Here is a 16545-nt window from a genome sequence, read left to right on the forward strand (position 1 = left end):
TCACGGTAATGGGGTACCTGCTTTCGGTTGATACCGCAAAGGGCAGCCCCTGTATTCCGGCATAAGATCTGCTGCCGGAACTCCCGTCACCAGCAGCAGTAATCCTTACACGTAGATAACAGGTAATATAGACCCAATCGCCGAGCGTCCAATATTTACAGCCGCGATTTTCGGTAATTGTATAGCTTACCGCCGGGCCGCTCCTTGCTATCAACACCGGCGTCCACGCGCCTTCCTCTTGTCTCAGGTTGAGAAGGGCGGAAGTCTGTTGTATGCTGTTCTTGTTTCCCCCAACAACACTGAGTAACGTTTTCCAATCGCCCCAGGGAGACGCGGGAATCCAAAGCATATCACGGACGCGGTAATATATCGTATATACCGAATTCTCGCCTGTATGGCCCGGGATAATGTATTGATATACGATTTCTCCGCCAGATGAAGCCTCATCTACTACCAGCTTAAATCTTCCTCTATAAGGGCAATTTATCAAGCTTTCCGCAATAGCGGTGCCTGCACACCAGTAGCTCCCCGGCGTTATATAATTATTTAAATCCTGGCCTGTTTGCAGCCTGTCACTAGTAGGGATAGGCCCCAGGTTCAACACCTGAAGGGAATTGGCTGCCGGGATTTGCGGCACGGGAACCTTAGCGCCGGAATCGAGCGTGGCTACGCCGTTGGCTTTTCCCTTCGTCCCGGCAAAATTATCTATTGAGAGAAAGGCATTGTTAAAGTCTGTCATTTGAGGCGGATCTGACAGGACCCATTGAGGTAAGCCGAGGTTAGGTGTTTTTGAATTTGACGACATAGAAATCATCTCCTTTATTCAATGGTTGTGCTTATTGCAATGGTTATTGAATATTGACCGCGTGGCCCTCCGTAAATATGGTCTATATCTACATCAGCCGACAGAATCGCCTCCCCATCTTTTTTATTGTTTTCGGGAACAAGGATTTTTTTGATTACATAGGTTGCGTCTGTGGGAAGAAGGAAAAATGTAGAGACGCCCCCGGTTGCTGTTTTTGACACATCCTGCGGTTCAAATAGTTCGCGGCCTCCTAGGTTGTTCTCAAGACAAATTGCGCCAAATAAATCCGCAAAGTTATTTACGCTTTCGCCAGACATAAACTGCATAAGTTTTTCTTTCCCGTAATTTGTTAGGTAATTTCCCAAGTAATACCACCCCAACTCTATGTTTTCAATCCATGCCCAGGATTTGATTTTGTTTTCCCATTCGGCCCATGATTTAACTATTTGCTGCAACGAGTTCCAAGTTATAGGGCTTGTAGGGGATTGGAGCAACTGCCATGAGGGGTAAAGGCTTTCAAATAATTCCCAAGACGTCGCATTTTCTTCAATGGCCGCCCACGTGGTAACGCCGCTTGCATATACGCTAATAAACGTTTTCACATTAATCGCATTGTTTAAAAAGATACCGTCCTCCGGCGCTTGATCACCGGTAAGCGTAAATTTTGTTACTATAGGGCGATACCACAAGCCTTTATAAGGATCCCTGTAATCTACTGTGGAAGCTGTTACATTGTACTGAAAAACTATCCCGCTGACGCGATCAAGAATCGTTGTAGCGACAATTTTTGTAATTTCATAATTCCCAAAAATCGAATAGTACGGAAGATCTGCGGTTAAAAGCTGCCCAACCTCACATTTAGAAAAGGTCGAAAAACTGATTTCAGTCGCTATCCGGGAATGGGATTTGAGAAAATCTTGCGCAACATTTGCAGCGGTTGGCAGATCGGTTATTGAATCATCCTCAAGAGCGTATTCAATAACGCCAGTCCCTCCTCGCTTTGCAGCAATCTCTTGCGCTAACTGAGGGTCCACGATTCTGATGAACACATCGACATCAAACACAGCGTCATTGACCGTTATGGCATAATATGGAGAGTTCGGTATAATGACAACGAGCTTATAGCCCTCTTTCATGGTGATTTCGGTTCCGCCCGATGTCATAAGTGCCTGATATTCTGGATCGTCGTCATGTAGTCCCTTATAACCAACCTTGATCGTCCCGGGCATTGCCGGATCAGCAGGAGGTTTTCCGGCTTCTGTCTGCGTAATAGAAACGACCGAATGAATAGGCGTTAAAGACACAATCGTCTCCGCATCTTTCTGATAAAAAACGTACTCATGAACCCTTTCGACAAACGCCCCCCGAACGCTGGATTCTTCAACCTTTCGTGATGTTCCCGTACCTCCATTCACCCGGCAAGCGCTGTAATAGGTCAAAGCGTCATTCGATACCGAAAGATTGAACGCCTTAGACCCATTGTCTAAAGTGAACGGAGCTGGAACCCGATTGGATTTGTATTTCATATTGAACCTTTTATCCGGCGTGACTTCCCACCAAGCGCTTGCTATACTACATATTTCATCCAAAGTGTCTGAGACGCTGCGCCCCCACAGATAGGCGGATTCACTGAGTATAAATCCGGAAAAGTCGTCAACGTCGTTGATGGTAATCCCCTCCGGCTCTATTCTTGTTCCGAAGAGCCCAAGGAACGAGCCTAGGTCAGAATCAAAATCAGGATCGCTCCTATTATTGCCGTAGAGAATTTGCTTGATATTGGCGCCGGCTGGAAATGTAAGATCAACAAACAACGGGGTTATTAAGTCGCTGTTCCCGGATAAGGTAAGATCGTAAATTTTCCATTGAGGGGTCATGTTGAATGTCGCTTGCTTTTTCTCCATGATGATTCCAGCAAAAATAATTTGTTCGGAATCGTAGAGCTCTACATAGTCACATTCCTTTATGTCGTCGGTTTTAACCGGAATTTCAATAGAAAGAGAAGACGACGTAGCGTGCGTGGATAACTGTTCCAGCTGTCCGCCAGCCATAATTTTGATGTCATCCCGTTCCTGTTGATTTAAAAAAAATCGTATCATTTATACCGCCTGACCTTTACGTCCGTGTACTGGTTGCGAGTGACAGAATCCGAAATAAGCCTGCCGTCCAAATAAACAGGGGTATCGTTTTGGATAATAATAGGCAAGCGGTTATCCGGCGACGCTAAGGAGCCTATTTGACCATTTGCCATTGCGAACAGCTGCGCTTGTTGTTTCTGAGTTAAAACCATTTCGCCTTTTTGTAACCATGCCGGCCCTTCGCTGGCTTCAAAGTCCACTATGCCGCCAGTATGGAAGCGGGGAAGCGTGACCTTTGGAATCTCTGGAATGGCAGGAATCCCAATAGCGCCTGTCAACTGATTGATCCCCCATATAATGCCGTTGATAATCCCTATTGCACCGTTGATGATACTTTCAACAATTGTGGGAATGAGATTGAAAATCCCCTTGAACATATTTACAATGCCGTCCCATGCCTGTTCCCAGTTACCGGAAAAAACGCCTGTAATAAATTCGATCAGTCCGCCGAATACGTCCATAATGCCGTTAATAATGGGCATGAGTCCCTCAATTGCGCCGCCTAGCACTTTTGAAAACAGCTGAGCAAGAAATTGAATAATTGGGGTAAGAGCTTCAAACAAGGGTACAAGCCCTTGAAAAAGCTCTGTCAGCGGTGGGAGAAGATTCTCGACCAAGGCCATAATCGGCTGCAAAATCTGGTTAAACAAGTCAATTAGCGGGGGAAGAATCGTACCCAAAATTTCAGCTAAAGGAGCAATAAGCGCCCCTGCCAGTTCTACCAGCGGTGGCAAAACAGTTTCTACCAATTGCATAATGGGAGGAAGCAGCTGCTGAATTAGGTCGAGGATAGGCGGGAAAATCTCTTCTATGATCTGCAAAAAGATGGGCATAAGCGTGGAAAGCAGATCTAACAAAGGAGGCAGCAGGGCTTCCACGATTGGCAGCATAGAGCCGACCATCTGAGAAATAAGGTCGGTAATCATTGGCAGATTTTCCTCTAGCGCCGGCATGATAGCTTCGAGAATATTTTTCAGTAATGGAATAAGGCTTTCACCGAGCGGAAGCAGCAGGGTTTCTAATGTTCGTCCCAAGGCTTCAAACATGGAACCGAGATCATCGTATTTGATCTCCTTGAGTGATTCCATTTTGCCTTCGACATTATTAAATTCATCCCCAAGGGAAGACAACGACTTGATAAAATCTAAATTCGCGTCTTCACCCATTGTTCCAAAGGCTGTAGCAGACATCGTTAGAGCATCTTGCTCATTGGTGCAATTTTTGATGTCTCGAACAATAGAATCAATAACTTCTTTTTGAGAGGCGCCACCGTTTTGCCACTGCTCAAAAAGGTTTTGTGTTTCTGTGCTGAATTGACCTATATTCTCACCGATGGTTCCGTCTGCCAAGCGAGTAGTCACTTCATTTATTGAATCATTTACCTTGTCAAGATTGTATGCTCCGTTTTCTGCACCATTTTTTAGTAACTGGAAATATTCTTCAGCACTATATCCAGCTTGCGCAAACTTTCCACCATATTCGGCTATGTTATCTCCGAGTTCATCCGTGTAATTGAGCCCCTGTTGGCTACCGGAAGCCATTAGATCAAGGGCTTCTTCGGCCGTTATACCAAATTGTTTTGTTAACTGATTAACGCCTCGTAAAGTTTCGTTGAAATCGGTTTCAAATGTGTCAGAAAGAGCGAATACGCCTTCCGTTACCTTTTGCAAGTCGGTTTGATCGAGATCGCCCATTTGCTGTTTAACAGCTGCCATCGCGCCGGCAATATCTTCAAAGGATTCGCCATAATTGTTGGTATAGATACTTTTTAAGGTCTCTTCATAATCAGCTAGCTCATCCTGTGAGGTTCCGGTTGAGGCCGCAAATTGATTCATTGCTTTATCAAAATCAACTGCACCAGAAACAGCCTTAGTCCCAACAGCAACGGCAGCGCTACCAATAGCAAGAAAGCTTGCCCCGGCGATTTTCCCGGCAGATAGAAAAGCAGTCCCAACTTTAGAAGCTGATTTTTCAACTTGCTTGGTATCTTTTTGTGCTTGTTTAGAGCTTTTTCCAATAGATTCTTCAGCGCCTTCAGCTCCGCCCTTTATAGCTTTTTCCGAATCATCTGCGCTTTGTTTCACGGAGGCTTCGGCCTGCTTAGCACTTTTTTTAATCTTTTTTTCAGTTTGATTCAGGTCGCTTTCGACCTTGCTGTCATCTATTTCGGCCTGATATACAACCTTGCCGTCAGCCAATGCTTTTCACCTCTTTTGGCAAAACCATCGGCACATAATGGCGCTACTTGGTTTTTGAAATTCTTATTTCAAATTCTTTTTTGCAATTTCGCCCTTTGCAGCGCACCCACACGCCTTTGCATTCTGCGGTACGGTCAATTTTAATTGGCATAACATAACCGCAATACGGGCATTTAACATTGTTCACAAAATCACCTTTGTGCCAGTCCCTGCAAAGCGATCGCCACCTTTGCAAGGCCTTTCTGGAATTGTTGTTTTCTTTCCCCCTCAGAAAGCTCCAGCCTGTAAAGGTGTTTGAGCTTCATAAGCTGCCGTCGTTCCTCCGCGTTGAATTTTGTGGGCTTTGGGAGCGGCCGGGAGCGAATTGACATAATCTGCACGATTTTTGTGTCGTCGGACAATCCTGAGAATAAAGCGATAAAGCTCCACCAATGGAGCTTCCTGTCTTTGCCTACCAGGTCAATGTGATAGCATTGAAGAAAAGAGGAATAAATAAAGCCCGCGTCCTGGTTGAAATCAAAGTGTTTTTCTCCCTCGGCTTTTTTGTTCGGAGCGTCAATAAATTGCTTATAGATTAAATCAAAAAGGGCAAATTTATGTTTTGGGGTTAATAACCAAAGAATAAACCGGGCCTTTACAAGCAGATAAAGGCAAATGTCAATCCGGTCAAAATCCCCTATTAAATCGTCCGCGAAGACGTCAAAGCATTTCAGAACCGTTTGGTAAGACGTGTTTAGCCTTATGCGCAGGAATTTGTAACGAACGCTTTTAATAAGCGGAGCATAGAGCCTCATTTCCAGGACTTTCTTTTCAGGTCATGTTTTCTTTGACGGATTATTTCATTGAGGCGCGGAACCAATGTATTCTCAATGTATGGGTAAAGGTTTATCATCATTTGAATGTAATCATCTGAGTAAAAACCGATGATCTTCTCTGCGTTTTCTTTCCCGAACAAAAGGGTAACAATTCCAACGATGACTTCCCCGGCCTTTTCCATGACAATAACGTCCTTCGGGTTTTCAGCCGCTTTCTTCTGGTAGGCCATGTATTGCAGCTGGAGCTTTCGGTATTCTTTGACTAGGTCAGGTGTAATGTTGAGATTAATGGTTATAAATTCGCTGGCGCCATTGTTTTTGGCCAATTCGATTTCATCAGAAAAGAGAGCCGATTGTCTCAGTGTATACAATGGGAATGCCTCCTTAATAAAAAAATATAAGGGGGGAGGCTAGGCCGCTCCCCCTTACCTGTTTTTAGGCTGCCGGTGAAACCGTAGGTTTCCCGTCAAACCGAATTTCGACCGAAATGGCGCTGTCGTCTGTACTAGCGCCAGACCATTCCTGAATATTGCACAGTGTGCAGGCGCAGGTGATCGTTACCTCTTTCCCCTCCGCGTTGTTGTATTTTAACTGGAACGAAGATAGGCGGTCTGTATCCAGGCTATACTTTTTAGAAAAAATATAGTCCTGAGCCTGGTCCCCAAGGACGCGCTTGCCAGTCAGGGTAAATGCGGGAGCCATGCCGGTGACATGGTTTTTAGCAAATCCATCATCAGATAAAAAGAAATATTGCTGTACTACTTCGTTGAGGGCCTCGGAAATATTGTCGAAGCCATCCTCAAGCGGCGCGTATGTCCACGTGACTGACGGTTCCTCTCCGCTTTGCGACACGCCGATAGACGCGACTAGGTTATACATCGTAAGCAAGCCATAAGCTGCCATTTGTTATTCCCCCTTTAGGAAAAATTTGACTTCCAGGCTGGAGCCATAAAGCCATTGGTTATTTTCTTCACGCCCTAAATAGGTGGGCGCGCCGGTTGTTGCAATGTTGGTGATTTGAAAGTTTTCTGCGGCGGGGTAATCCTTTCGCATATTTAAAAATGTATGAAGCCGCCCTAATACCCCGGCGGCGGCTTCCTGATCTTTGCTTTTGGAATTTAAGACAGCGGACATCGCAACTGCCGCCTTTTTATCCATAAATGTATGGAGGCTACCGGAGCTCCACGCAATCGAAATGCCATCCTCCGGGGGCAACGGAGAAATAATAATTTTTGAATATAGTTCGATTTGTTCCGCTAGGTCAATCACGGCATTTAAAACATCATCATAGACGCTCATTTTTCCATCCCCTTTGTGAAGGCGTTCTGCGCGATTTGGTCAAGCTCCTTTTTATGAGCGCTTACCCCCGCCTCGGCCCATTGTAAAGAAGCGTTCGGGTTTCTGTCCTTTGACGGCGAACCGGTATAATACACCTTTTTAGCATACGGCGTGTCCCATATAGCAAGGCCCTCTTCCGGCCGGCTTGCCGCTGAAGCGCTGTCCATTAAGGTTCCTTGATCCTCACGAACATAGATATTCCCGTATTCGATAATAGCTTCCGTCACCGCAATCGTAGCCGCGCGTTTTCCCGCCGCAATTTTTTGCGCGATTCGGTTTTTATCCCGGGTAATCTTAACAGACATCAAACCAACCCCAACTCTATATGGTGAACACGCGTTGCGGGAACATCCGGCACGGGGTCAACCGTCAGAACCTCAAATTCTCCGTATTTTTGACCGCTTGCATTTCTGACCTCGCACCGTAGCGGTTTTCCGTTCTGCAAGGAGGTACTTGCCAGCGCGTCATAATCCAAAGCAGGAGAGGAAAGGCGCCCGTCAATAAACAATACCGAGCGTAAAACCACCTCTGTGTTGTCCCTGGTTTTTTTAACTTCGTTGGTATTCTGAAGATGTACATGCTGCACAACAGTTTCATCCCAGATAGCGTGTTGGTAGCGGTCTATGCCAGCGCACACCTTTATCGTGGCTATATCCCCCAAAAGAGATTGAGGAATTGGTCTGAGCATACATGCACCCCCCTATACATAAAAGGCGTTTGTTCAAGCAATGCAAGGGCAAGCGGGCTAACCATCACGGCTCCGGGTTTTGTTGCTGTAGCAGACAAAGCCCCGCCTGAAACAGAGACCTTGCCAACGGTAAACGATTGGCCTACTTGTCCGGTCAGAACAGTTTCAAGGCCTAGCTGGATATAGTAAAGCACCTGTGCGGCCGTGGCCTTCTGTATAATCAGTTGAATAAAATCAGGAAGGGCAGAAATTCCTCCGCCCTTCACGATTTTATACTGTGTTATACTGTCGATTAAATCAGACGAAAGACCGGCGTACACTGGAAACTCCTTTTCAGAGATTGGGCATGTACCGTAAATATCAAGATACTGCTGGTATGTGATGTACGCCATAAGTCTCCTTTCTTATGCCCCTACGACAGCGGCGGCAGAGCCCGCAGCGGTTGCAGTATTTCCTTTAGTGGTATTGACTAGAGCTACAGTTACGGTATCGCCTGCTGCAGTTTCAAAGCTTGACCCGTTTGTTACGTCCGTCCAGCCTGTCAAAGCCTGCCCATAAGTTACGCTTTCTGCACTGCCCGTCTTTGTCTTAGCGACATATTTCATTCCGTATGGAGCCGGAGCAAGGCCGTTGATGATGGTGTGAGTGCTGTCAGCTCCCGCGCTCAGCTGCAAATTCACTGTTCCAAGAGCAGCGGCCGAAGCCAGATGTACAAAGATTCCCGGCAATCTCTGGTTAAGAGCGAATACATCGTAGTAATAGCGTTCATAGTACAGCCATTTGCCTTTGCTCTGTGCAGTCGGTGCGGACATCATGGAAGTCTCATAGACTACCGGCGCCGCAATCGCAATCGGATCAAACATCAGCATGTTGATTTGCTTTGCATTGTTGGCCGCTTCCCAGCCTTCCGTGAAATCATAGGCGCTCATCATCATGTCTTTTGGAACTTCCTGAATGACTACGCCGTCAAGCTTGCCGACGTTTCTGTCAATGTTGCGGATTCCGGTATCCGCTTCCACAAAGCGGGTGATTCCAGCTGCTTCTTTCAGAAGCTTATAGGTGTCCGGGGTCATTTTGGCGCGGATGCGGTCGCGCGGTATACGTTGATCTACCATGTATGCCAGATAAGTGTCCCATTGTGTCAGGATATTATCAGCAGTCAAAGCCGTGGTATCTACGCCGCCAAATCCTGTGGCGGCGGTTGCCAATGTAGAAGCCGCATAAGCGTCCATTTCCGGCACCTTCTGGAACTCATTAAAGGTTTTTGTAATATTTGCGATATTGACGATGGGGTCTTCCTGAATGTCCATTGGGTCGGCCAGGGTGTCCCATTCACGATCCATTCTCATGGTCAGGATCTGCTCGGAAGTATTAAAGTTCCGGTTAAAAGTTCCAGTGATCTGATCGCGGTTTACTGCACGCGCCCCGCTGGTGGTCATGCTCTGTACCGCAACGGCTTTACCAGAAACCGGCTTGTAGGTTGCGCTGTTCGGGCTTCCGTATAGGTCGGAGAAATAAGACCAATACGGATAAGCGTTCGCCATCGCTTTGGAATATTCGATCGCATAGTTTAATTTTGACTGTGTAAATGCCATAAAATCATTTTCCTTTCTTACTTTTTATTCAGCCCCCACACCTCTTCAAAGCTCGTTCTGCTTTGCCCGCTCGGCATTTGACCTTTGACCTCCGCGCCGAACTGTGGCCCCGGTTGGGCAGGCTGTTCTTTGGGGTTGAAATATTCTTCGTATTTTTCCGCGACGGTCTTTAATTGCTCGGAAACTGCCGGGGCATTTTCTCCCCGGTCAAGCATCTTATATACCATCTCACGGAATTTGGGTTTCACCGACGAAAAATCATCGCCGCCCAAAGCGCGAAGCATATCGCGTTCCTCCGCGACGGCCTTATATTCATCGGTTTCTTTGATTTTTACATTTTGCAGCGCGTTTTTTTGCGCGTCTGTCAGTGCCTCATCGATCTTTCCCTGTAATTCGGATTTTGGAATAAAGTCGGACATGCTGGTACCATGCAATGTCATCACCTTTTCAATCTGCTCCTCATTCAGTCCAAGACCGGCAAGTGATCTCCTTGTAAACGCCATAAAAATACATCCTTTCTTTAACGCCCAAGAACGGCGGGCGAGCTGCCGCACAGTTTAACGCCATGTGACGGGGGCGAAATGGATATAAAAACAGCGCCCCGCACAGTTGCGAGACGCTATCATTATTTAATTTTTAATCATCGTCGTATTCGCCGCCGCTGTGCGCATGTTCTCCGATAGCAGCGGCTACCTTGAAGTTTGCTTCCTTGTTCCATTCGTATTCATATTCTTGAAGTTTATTTGCTACAGAAGCGGGAACCAGCGGCTCAGCCGCCTGCATCAGGCCAGCAGCACCTCTAAAATATCCTAAAATCAAACGGAAGCTCTCTTCCGGGCCTCGCGGCTGGGCCGGAAGGCATTCATTAGAAAATTCCAGTACCGCTTCTTTGATCCCGGGTTCTTGGTAGCCTAATGCTATCCCTGTTTCTACAAGGTCGTCTATCTCGCTGGCTACTTCTTCATACCACTTCCCAATCTGTTTATGATTTGCAAACCAGGCGCCGTCCTTTACAAGATTTCGATGTAGGGTGGTTAAATTGTGGTAAAGGATTTTAAGATATGCCAATAGCCTTTGGTATTCATTCATTATTTCTCACCCTCCTTCCTTCGTTCCGTTTTGGTTTTGGTTTTTCTTGTGCTTCTGGATTTATGTACCGCGCATACTCTATCGGGCTTAATACGAGCGCGCATTTTTTACAGTGCACGCCGTCGGCTTTTCCGATAAATTCGTGTTTGCATTCTGACACAAAATCACCTCTTTCAACTTAAAAATGAGTATGAAAAAACCACCCTGTTTGGGTGGTTTATCCGTTAATTGCTTTCTTTAGGGTTCCAAGCTCGTCATCTTCCACGATTTCCCATTTCCCTCCGGGAGAACTACCATCGAGCGGGCGAGGATTAATAGCGGAATATAAAATGCCATCGTCTTCCTCGCTTTCATCAATAACTCGAAGCAAGCCATATTCTACACTTAAACATTCGTAAATTTTATTGTTTCTCAGGCCAAGAACGCCGAAGCTTTCGCCCTTATACCTTACTTTCATTTTTTCTCCTTCACATTTTTCAAAACAGATTCATGTTGTATATTATCGCCGGCATACTGATACCAATGAATATCATATACGAAATTATCCGTCTTAATCAAGCCCCCGACTTTTTGCCATTTGTAAGCGTCGTTCCCAAATTGTTTTGCAAATTTTGGAGCGTTACGGAATTCGTCCTTTACCCCATATCCCGCAATGATTCTTACATCGGTGATGTCGACGCCAGAAGGTATCATACTTTGCAAAGGATGGCCTTTCTTTGTTGTAATGTCAACATTAATTCCGTTTTGCAATACAGTATCGGCCAATTTTGCATTATTTTTAGGAAGTGTAGGCTTTATATTGGAAATATAATTTACTTTTGCCTTTCCAGCAGCCGTCTGCTTTTTAACCGCCGCGTTTGCCTTGCCGCTTACGCCTTTATTATACTCGAATATCTGTGTACGATCAAGGCGTTTGGTTCGTCCGGTCTTTTTGCAAAAGGCGTTGTAAGCAGACTGTTTTTCTTTGATTTTCAGCGCTTCTTGTTCAAAGCCTTCTTTGTCTCCGGCAGCTTCCATCATGGCGGCTTTTTGCTTGGAATATCGTATTTCCCGCTCAAGCCGCCGCTGTTCCTGAGATTCTGCATAAGCGCGGTCGTTTTCCCCCTTGTTTTGTTCGTCGCGATCTCTCGGAATAGATACGCCAGGGATAACCGTGATCGGGTGATGGCCGCAGTTAATTCCGAATAATCCGGCAGGCTTTCCGTAGCTTGTGGAGGATAGGGGATAATACCGGTGTTGTTTTCCTTCTCCGTCGTAGAATGTACCGCTGGAATTATCCCATGAAAAATACCGGCCCTGGTAAGGATAGCAAAGGGGGCGGGCGCCGGAATGCTGGGAGACCCTAAAGATATTTACGCCATAGTCTTGCTGGCGAATTTTAACAGCTTCAATGGCTGTATTATGTACCGTTGTCCGTATATCCATATTGACATAGGCCTCAGGGGACCATTTACGCCCGGCACGGTCGTAAAAACCGGTAATTCCTTCCTTATGTACCTGGGAGAGCGATTGCCTTAATGCCTGTTGCCGGCTTTCTGCTCCGGTTATTACTTTTCCGGCAGCAATATTCAACGTCTGCTGAACAGCCTGCATCTGACGCTCGACGGCGGCTGTATTAGTTATGATTTTTCGATATTGAGCGAGGGTGCTTTCCAGCATGGTCGTATTGACAAGGTTCATTTTTTCAAGGGCCTGCTGCTCATAAGCCTGTAAAGATTGTATTATGCTTTGACTGGCCAGCACGTTATCCGCGGCGGCATTTTGTATAGCGCCTTTTTTTACAGCCCTTTTTAACTCCGGCTCTATGTCTTTTGCCGCCATGTATACAGCATTTTCTAAAGCGGCGGTGATCAATTCTTTATTTTGCCCGGTAAGGGAAGCGATAATTTCAACGCTTTCTTTGTTTAGCTGCCCCATCTCTGCAAGCTTTCGGATTTCCCATTGCTGTGTCGAAAGCGAGTAGCCGGAATTAAAATGTTTGGCCATATTGACCAGCAAAGAATCCACAATATTGCTATACACTTGTTCAACGGGCTCGGACAACCGCAATATGGTTTCCGGCGTAAGCTTTGCCATTTAACCCCCTCGCCATCTGTCAGGATTCATCTTCCGCGTCCTCTTCGTCTTCCTCTCGCGCTTGAGGCTCATTATTTGGGCTTGCCGGCTCCTGCCCGGCCTGTTCCATCCAATCGTACAGACCGCCTGAGACGCCGCCTTCGTTTTTTATTTCCTGAAGCTCCTGCAAGGCTTCCGCTTCTGTATAACCCAACTTTTCCACCAAAAACCGTTTTTTGCTCATGAGGCCGTTTGTTGTCAGCAGAATCCCCTCGTTAATATTTGTTTGCCGGTCTTGAAGGATGGAATCATCAAATACAACTTTTGTTTCCCACCCTTGTTGCGCCAAAGCCCCGATATTGTAACCCTTCCATTTCAAACCATACAGGCTGGCAATCTGAATAATGGCGTCAATAATTTTGGCAATAGCCATTTTGATTTGCAGCTGGTGGCTTTTAATGGTCTTATAGGTTTTGCTGTTTTCGCTGATAACCTCGGTGGCTGTTTTTAACCCTGTTGCCCTGTCAAAGGTAAAGGTTCCGGCAGAGAAACCCACTTGTAAGCACAGGATTGAGAGGAAAGCATTGATTGCTCTCTCATGCTCATCAATGCGCAGCTCGACGCTGTTGTCCTGAACCTTTAGAGCGTCTGGCCCATCCGTAAAAAGCGCCTCGTACGCTTCATCGTTTGCGTCAAAAAAACGCCTGGCTTCTCCCGTGACAGGGTCAAGCACAGTTCTTATGCATTGAGATGGAACGATGATTCTTTTCTTTCCCAGCCGAAACTCCCGGATGAAGCTGTCATAGCAAATGTCCAATGCTTTTAACGTAGAAAGCGCGTTAGCATAGATAGAGACCCCAAGCGGGGAATTGTCATCAATATTGTTTGCGACGGCAGTTCTATAATAAGCAAACAGGGAAGTGGTTAGCCCCTGCATAGGAGTATTTGCATTCAAAAATGGGTAAACTTCATCGAGCGGATAGCGAAAACCGAGAATGTCCTGTGATTCTGCCATGCCGGGATTTGTTTTTTTATATTCTGAGCGAAAAACCTCGTTGCTTATGTAATAGGTCAGCCCGTCCCATTTATGCCATTCTAAGCGCGTATAATAGTATCCGTCTTTAGCCTCGCGGCTGATAAACACGCCGTCTGTTACTTGAGAATTATCCCAAGCGGTCGGGACGAATTGATCCGCCATGCAAAACCCCAGCCGAACCATGCCCGTTCCGGGAATTTCGTTCCCCTTGCCGTCCCTTTTTACTTCATACCATGCTTTAATAGCGCCGCCGCCCAGCGCCAATGATTGTTCAATGTGCTCTTGCATTTTGGTCCAAAATCCATTTTTAGTAAGAACATCGTGGACAAACTCCTCCAGCAGCTGCTCGCCACTTTCCCCTTGGCTTACATGCACGTCGCACTGCTCGGACCATATAAGGCCAGCAAGCTCAGAGCATATGGCTTTCGGCGTATCCATTCGCTCAAGGTCACGCTGGTTTTTAGAATTGGCTATTGTAGGGGCAAGGATTCTATGCCAAGGTCCGTAGAATCCTTTATAGAGATATTTCCAGATGAAAACACCGAAATAATAAAATTGATTGAAAGCGGGGACCCCGCCGACTTCAAATATATCTTTAAATTCTTTTGAAAGCCCTGTTTCTGCTCCTGTCTTTTGCACCCAGCTTTTCACCCTCTCTTTTATTTCCTGAAACAACGGACCACCGCCTTTACAATACATAGTTCTTATAAAAATAATTGTGCGAATAACGGCATTCATCCATAGCGTGGTTATATGCGTCAACAGGGGTTCCGTTTTTATCTACGCAATACATGCCGATTTCTTTTAAAAAATCCAAATGGCCAAATAAATTATTTTCAACAACATAAAAGCGCCCATCCGATATACTGCTTTGCAGGTATTCGATTCCAACTTCTATACCCTTGCTGCTTCCCTTAATATCATGCGCGTTGTTATCCGCGCGGTCTGTGTAAAAACCAAGCAAATCAAGCTCTGCCCGTAGCGCTTTACATGCGGGGTCAATCTTAATGCTGGATTCTCGCATATTTACAAGCTGACGGCAATAAGGGATAAAGGCGCCGCAGATTTCCCGGGCTTGGACAGACATAGCCTTGGCTATTCCGGTCTCCGAGCCGGAATAGTACCAGCCGGCCATGCGATACAATTTATATTTTTGCTCGGGAGACAGCGTTATAACATAACAGCCGATAGACGTTGCGTCAGATAGTCCGCCATCGCCCGCAAAATACATTTCTATTTTTCTTTCACCTTTGGGGATGGCAGAAACAATATGCTTTTTAGTATCAAACATTGAATATATGACGCCTTGCGGTATGCAGCGCTCGCCCAGCCAATCGCGCCTGTAAAGGTATGGGTTTTTAAGGCATGTTTTTCGTATTTCTTCCTTGCGTTCCTTTGTTATGATAGGATTATCATCAATTGTCCAATGCGTCCATTTGGTGTCTTGTACATCGAAAACCTCTGATATAACAGGATGGTTGGGCGAAGGCGGGTTAAGATCGGCAATATGCCAACGAATTTGCGCCGCATAGGTACGGCGGAAAGCCTCTTGTATCGCATCAATATGAAGCAAATTAATCTCACAAAAATAAACGCTTCCCAGAGACATGCCTGTAAACGATTTATGACTGTCCGCTTTTCCTGCGCCTTTATAATAAATGCGTTTTACCCCTTGCTCGGTGTTAATTTCCAGATGATCGCCAAAATCATCATGCTTCATTTTGGAAATTCCATTGAAGATATGAATTAAACCGAGACCATCGCAATCCATAACAAGCTTAAAGGCTTGCTCTTGGTTATAAGCTAAAACCAAATGGTTCATATCCGGCGTATTCCATAAATACCACGCATAACGGGCAACGCTTACGGTGGTCTTTCCACTTCTTGGCGTTCCTTCATTTACTTCCAGACAATGAGAATAGGGCGCGGATAGAATTTCTGTTTGTTTCATTCCCCATTCAAGCTTTTTGCTCATGTTTAAAATCTCCCGCAGTTTTTACAATAGAAGAAAACAGAGAGGTGTCGGGCTGCTTTTGTATATCTTTGGTGAACTTGTCTACAACAATCCCGAGGGCGGTTGCTATCTGTGAAAGCGTAGCCTGATCCAATTTTTCCGGGTCCGCCAGCGCTTTTAAATATTTATCTATAACCCCCTGCGCTACTCCTTTTCTGGAATCCATAAATTCCAGCATATCGGCCGTGTTTTGCTCCTTTTTTTGTTGCGCCTTTTGGGCGAACTCTTCGCAATTCAGCACTACGCGCTTTACTGTGTCTTTTGAAACTCCATTTTCCTTTGCCGTAGCATTGTATGACTGCAGCTCCAAATAATCGGCCACTATTTTCTTTTTTTGCCTATCTGTCAAGCGTTTTGCCACACATCACCACCACGCTTTAAAATAAATATCAATCCTTTGTCATTTCCTTCAGGGAGAAACAGAGGCTATTTCGCATGCCATACAGAAGAGCAAGACGCTTGCGCCCTTCTGTGCTCATGCATTCCTTTCTGTTTGCCAGCGCCTCTTCAATCCGGTCCATTACCTTTTTGAGCTCGGCCTGGTATTCGCCTATAAGCTTTTCTTTTTCCACGCTTACCACCTCAAAATGAGCATAAGAAAAGCCCACGCCATAAGGCATGAGCTTGAAAAAATATTTAAAATTTTAAGAAAAACGCTTGACTTTTATGCGTATTATGCGTATAATATAATCAAGAGGTGAGGACAATGACCTTTCGAGAAGTTGAAAAATTACTTCTTACGGATGGCTGGAAATTCAAGAACGCGCGAGGCTCGCA

Annotated in this window: 19 protein-coding genes; all 19 read right to left on the minus strand. The window is 45.8% G+C overall.

The window, feature by feature from the left end; all coding sequences use genetic code 11:
• On the minus strand, positions 1–805 hold an 805-nt coding region (locus tag DPQ25_RS13965; protein WP_146740575.1), incomplete at its 3' end, for a pyocin knob domain-containing protein.
• A gap of 14 nt (positions 806–819) precedes the next feature.
• Positions 820–2901 carry a hypothetical protein gene (locus DPQ25_RS13970; protein ID WP_112333792.1) on the minus strand — a complete coding sequence of 694 codons (2082 nt, stop codon included), beginning with the start codon at positions 2899–2901 and terminating at the stop codon, positions 820–822.
• Positions 2898–5138: a phage tail tape measure protein gene (locus DPQ25_RS13975; RefSeq protein ID WP_242978396.1), complete on the minus strand. Its 2241-nt coding sequence runs from the start codon at positions 5136–5138 to the stop codon at positions 2898–2900. Before DPQ25_RS13975 ends, DPQ25_RS13970 begins: the two co-directional genes overlap by 4 nt.
• A 191-nt stretch (positions 5139–5329) precedes the next feature.
• Entirely contained in the window at positions 5330–5932 is a 603-nt protein-coding gene (locus DPQ25_RS13980; protein WP_112333793.1) for a Gp15 family bacteriophage protein, read from the minus strand.
• Positions 5929–6324, minus strand: a complete 396-nt coding sequence (locus tag DPQ25_RS13985; protein WP_112333794.1) for a hypothetical protein — start codon at positions 6322–6324, stop codon at positions 5929–5931. Before DPQ25_RS13985 ends, DPQ25_RS13980 begins: the two co-directional genes overlap by 4 nt.
• Positions 6325–6388: 64 nt before the next feature.
• Entirely contained in the window at positions 6389–6856 is a 468-nt protein-coding gene (locus DPQ25_RS13990; RefSeq protein WP_112333795.1) for a phage tail tube protein, read from the minus strand.
• Between the two features lie 3 nt (positions 6857–6859).
• Entirely contained in the window at positions 6860–7252 is a 393-nt protein-coding gene (locus DPQ25_RS13995; RefSeq protein WP_112333796.1) for a hypothetical protein, read from the minus strand.
• Positions 7249–7596: a minor capsid protein gene (locus tag DPQ25_RS14000; RefSeq protein ID WP_112333797.1), complete on the minus strand. Its 348-nt coding sequence runs from the start codon at positions 7594–7596 to the stop codon at positions 7249–7251. The genes DPQ25_RS13995 and DPQ25_RS14000 overlap by 4 nt, the downstream gene beginning before the upstream one ends.
• Positions 7596–7979 carry a minor capsid protein gene (locus DPQ25_RS14005; protein ID WP_242978398.1) on the minus strand — a complete coding sequence of 128 codons (384 nt, stop codon included), beginning with the start codon at positions 7977–7979 and terminating at the stop codon, positions 7596–7598. Before DPQ25_RS14005 ends, DPQ25_RS14000 begins: the two co-directional genes overlap by 1 nt.
• Complete coding sequence (locus DPQ25_RS14010) at positions 7940–8371, minus strand: head-tail connector protein (RefSeq protein WP_112333798.1); 432 nt, start codon at positions 8369–8371, stop codon at positions 7940–7942. Before DPQ25_RS14010 ends, DPQ25_RS14005 begins: the two co-directional genes overlap by 40 nt.
• Positions 8372–8383: 12 nt before the next feature.
• Complete coding sequence (locus tag DPQ25_RS14015; RefSeq protein WP_112333799.1) at positions 8384–9574, minus strand: hypothetical protein; 1191 nt, start codon at positions 9572–9574, stop codon at positions 8384–8386.
• A 17-nt stretch (positions 9575–9591) separates the two neighbouring features.
• The gene (locus tag DPQ25_RS14020) at positions 9592–10077 is read right to left on the minus strand and encodes a hypothetical protein (RefSeq protein WP_112333800.1); all 486 of its coding nucleotides are present in this window, start codon (positions 10075–10077) and stop codon (positions 9592–9594) included.
• Positions 10078–10210: 133 nt separating this feature from the next.
• Positions 10211–10663 carry a hypothetical protein gene (locus tag DPQ25_RS14025; RefSeq protein WP_112333801.1) on the minus strand — a complete coding sequence of 151 codons (453 nt, stop codon included), beginning with the start codon at positions 10661–10663 and terminating at the stop codon, positions 10211–10213.
• Between the two features lie 217 nt (positions 10664–10880).
• On the minus strand, positions 10881–11120 hold the full coding sequence (locus DPQ25_RS14030) for a hypothetical protein (protein ID WP_112333802.1): 240 nt from the start codon (positions 11118–11120) through the stop codon (positions 10881–10883).
• Positions 11117–12739, minus strand: a complete 1623-nt coding sequence (locus DPQ25_RS14035) for a phage minor capsid protein (protein WP_112333803.1) — start codon at positions 12737–12739, stop codon at positions 11117–11119. Before DPQ25_RS14035 ends, DPQ25_RS14030 begins: the two co-directional genes overlap by 4 nt.
• A 19-nt stretch (positions 12740–12758) precedes the next feature.
• Entirely contained in the window at positions 12759–14492 is a 1734-nt protein-coding gene (locus DPQ25_RS14040) for a phage portal protein (RefSeq protein ID WP_112333804.1), read from the minus strand.
• Entirely contained in the window at positions 14443–15729 is a 1287-nt protein-coding gene (locus DPQ25_RS14045) for a PBSX family phage terminase large subunit (protein ID WP_112333805.1), read from the minus strand. The genes DPQ25_RS14040 and DPQ25_RS14045 overlap by 50 nt, the downstream gene beginning before the upstream one ends.
• Positions 15713–15946: a hypothetical protein gene (locus tag DPQ25_RS15155; RefSeq protein ID WP_242978400.1), complete on the minus strand. Its 234-nt coding sequence runs from the start codon at positions 15944–15946 to the stop codon at positions 15713–15715. Before DPQ25_RS15155 ends, DPQ25_RS14045 begins: the two co-directional genes overlap by 17 nt.
• Before the next feature lie 211 nt (positions 15947–16157).
• Entirely contained in the window at positions 16158–16340 is a 183-nt protein-coding gene (locus tag DPQ25_RS14055; RefSeq protein WP_146740576.1) for a hypothetical protein, read from the minus strand.
• Between the last annotated feature and the right edge of the window lie 205 nt (positions 16341–16545).

Origin of the sequence: Hydrogeniiclostridium mannosilyticum (assembly GCF_003268275.1) — a bacterium.
GTDB classification, from domain to species: domain Bacteria; phylum Bacillota; class Clostridia; order Oscillospirales; family Acutalibacteraceae; genus Hydrogeniiclostridium; species Hydrogeniiclostridium mannosilyticum.

Excerpts from the sequence above, each read along its gene's own strand:
- DPQ25_RS13970 (WP_112333792.1), bottom strand. The coding sequence starts at position 2,901 with ATGATACGATTTTTTTTAAATCAACAGGAACGGGATGACATCAAAATT.
- DPQ25_RS13980 (WP_112333793.1), bottom strand. The coding sequence starts at position 5,932 with ATGAGGCTCTATGCTCCGCTTATTAAAAGCGTTCGTTACAAATTCCTG.
- DPQ25_RS13990 (WP_112333795.1), bottom strand. The coding sequence starts at position 6,856 with ATGGCAGCTTATGGCTTGCTTACGATGTATAACCTAGTCGCGTCTATC.
- DPQ25_RS13995 (WP_112333796.1), bottom strand. The coding sequence starts at position 7,252 with ATGAGCGTCTATGATGATGTTTTAAATGCCGTGATTGACCTAGCGGAA.
- DPQ25_RS14000 (WP_112333797.1), bottom strand. The coding sequence starts at position 7,596 with ATGTCTGTTAAGATTACCCGGGATAAAAACCGAATCGCGCAAAAAATT.
- DPQ25_RS14005 (WP_242978398.1), bottom strand. The coding sequence starts at position 7,979 with ATGCTCAGACCAATTCCTCAATCTCTTTTGGGGGATATAGCCACGATA.
- DPQ25_RS14010 (WP_112333798.1), bottom strand. The coding sequence starts at position 8,371 with ATGGCGTACATCACATACCAGCAGTATCTTGATATTTACGGTACATGC.
- DPQ25_RS14015 (WP_112333799.1), bottom strand. The coding sequence starts at position 9,574 with ATGGCATTTACACAGTCAAAATTAAACTATGCGATCGAATATTCCAAA.
- DPQ25_RS14020 (WP_112333800.1), bottom strand. The coding sequence starts at position 10,077 with ATGGCGTTTACAAGGAGATCACTTGCCGGTCTTGGACTGAATGAGGAG.
- DPQ25_RS14025 (WP_112333801.1), bottom strand. The coding sequence starts at position 10,663 with ATGAATGAATACCAAAGGCTATTGGCATATCTTAAAATCCTTTACCAC.
- DPQ25_RS14030 (WP_112333802.1), bottom strand. The coding sequence starts at position 11,120 with ATGAAAGTAAGGTATAAGGGCGAAAGCTTCGGCGTTCTTGGCCTGAGA.
- DPQ25_RS14035 (WP_112333803.1), bottom strand. The coding sequence starts at position 12,739 with ATGGCAAAGCTTACGCCGGAAACCATATTGCGGTTGTCCGAGCCCGTT.
- DPQ25_RS14040 (WP_112333804.1), bottom strand. The coding sequence starts at position 14,492 with ATGAATGCCGTTATTCGCACAATTATTTTTATAAGAACTATGTATTGT.
- DPQ25_RS14045 (WP_112333805.1), bottom strand. The coding sequence starts at position 15,729 with ATGAGCAAAAAGCTTGAATGGGGAATGAAACAAACAGAAATTCTATCC.
- DPQ25_RS15155 (WP_242978400.1), bottom strand. The coding sequence starts at position 15,946 with ATGCTGGAATTTATGGATTCCAGAAAAGGAGTAGCGCAGGGGGTTATA.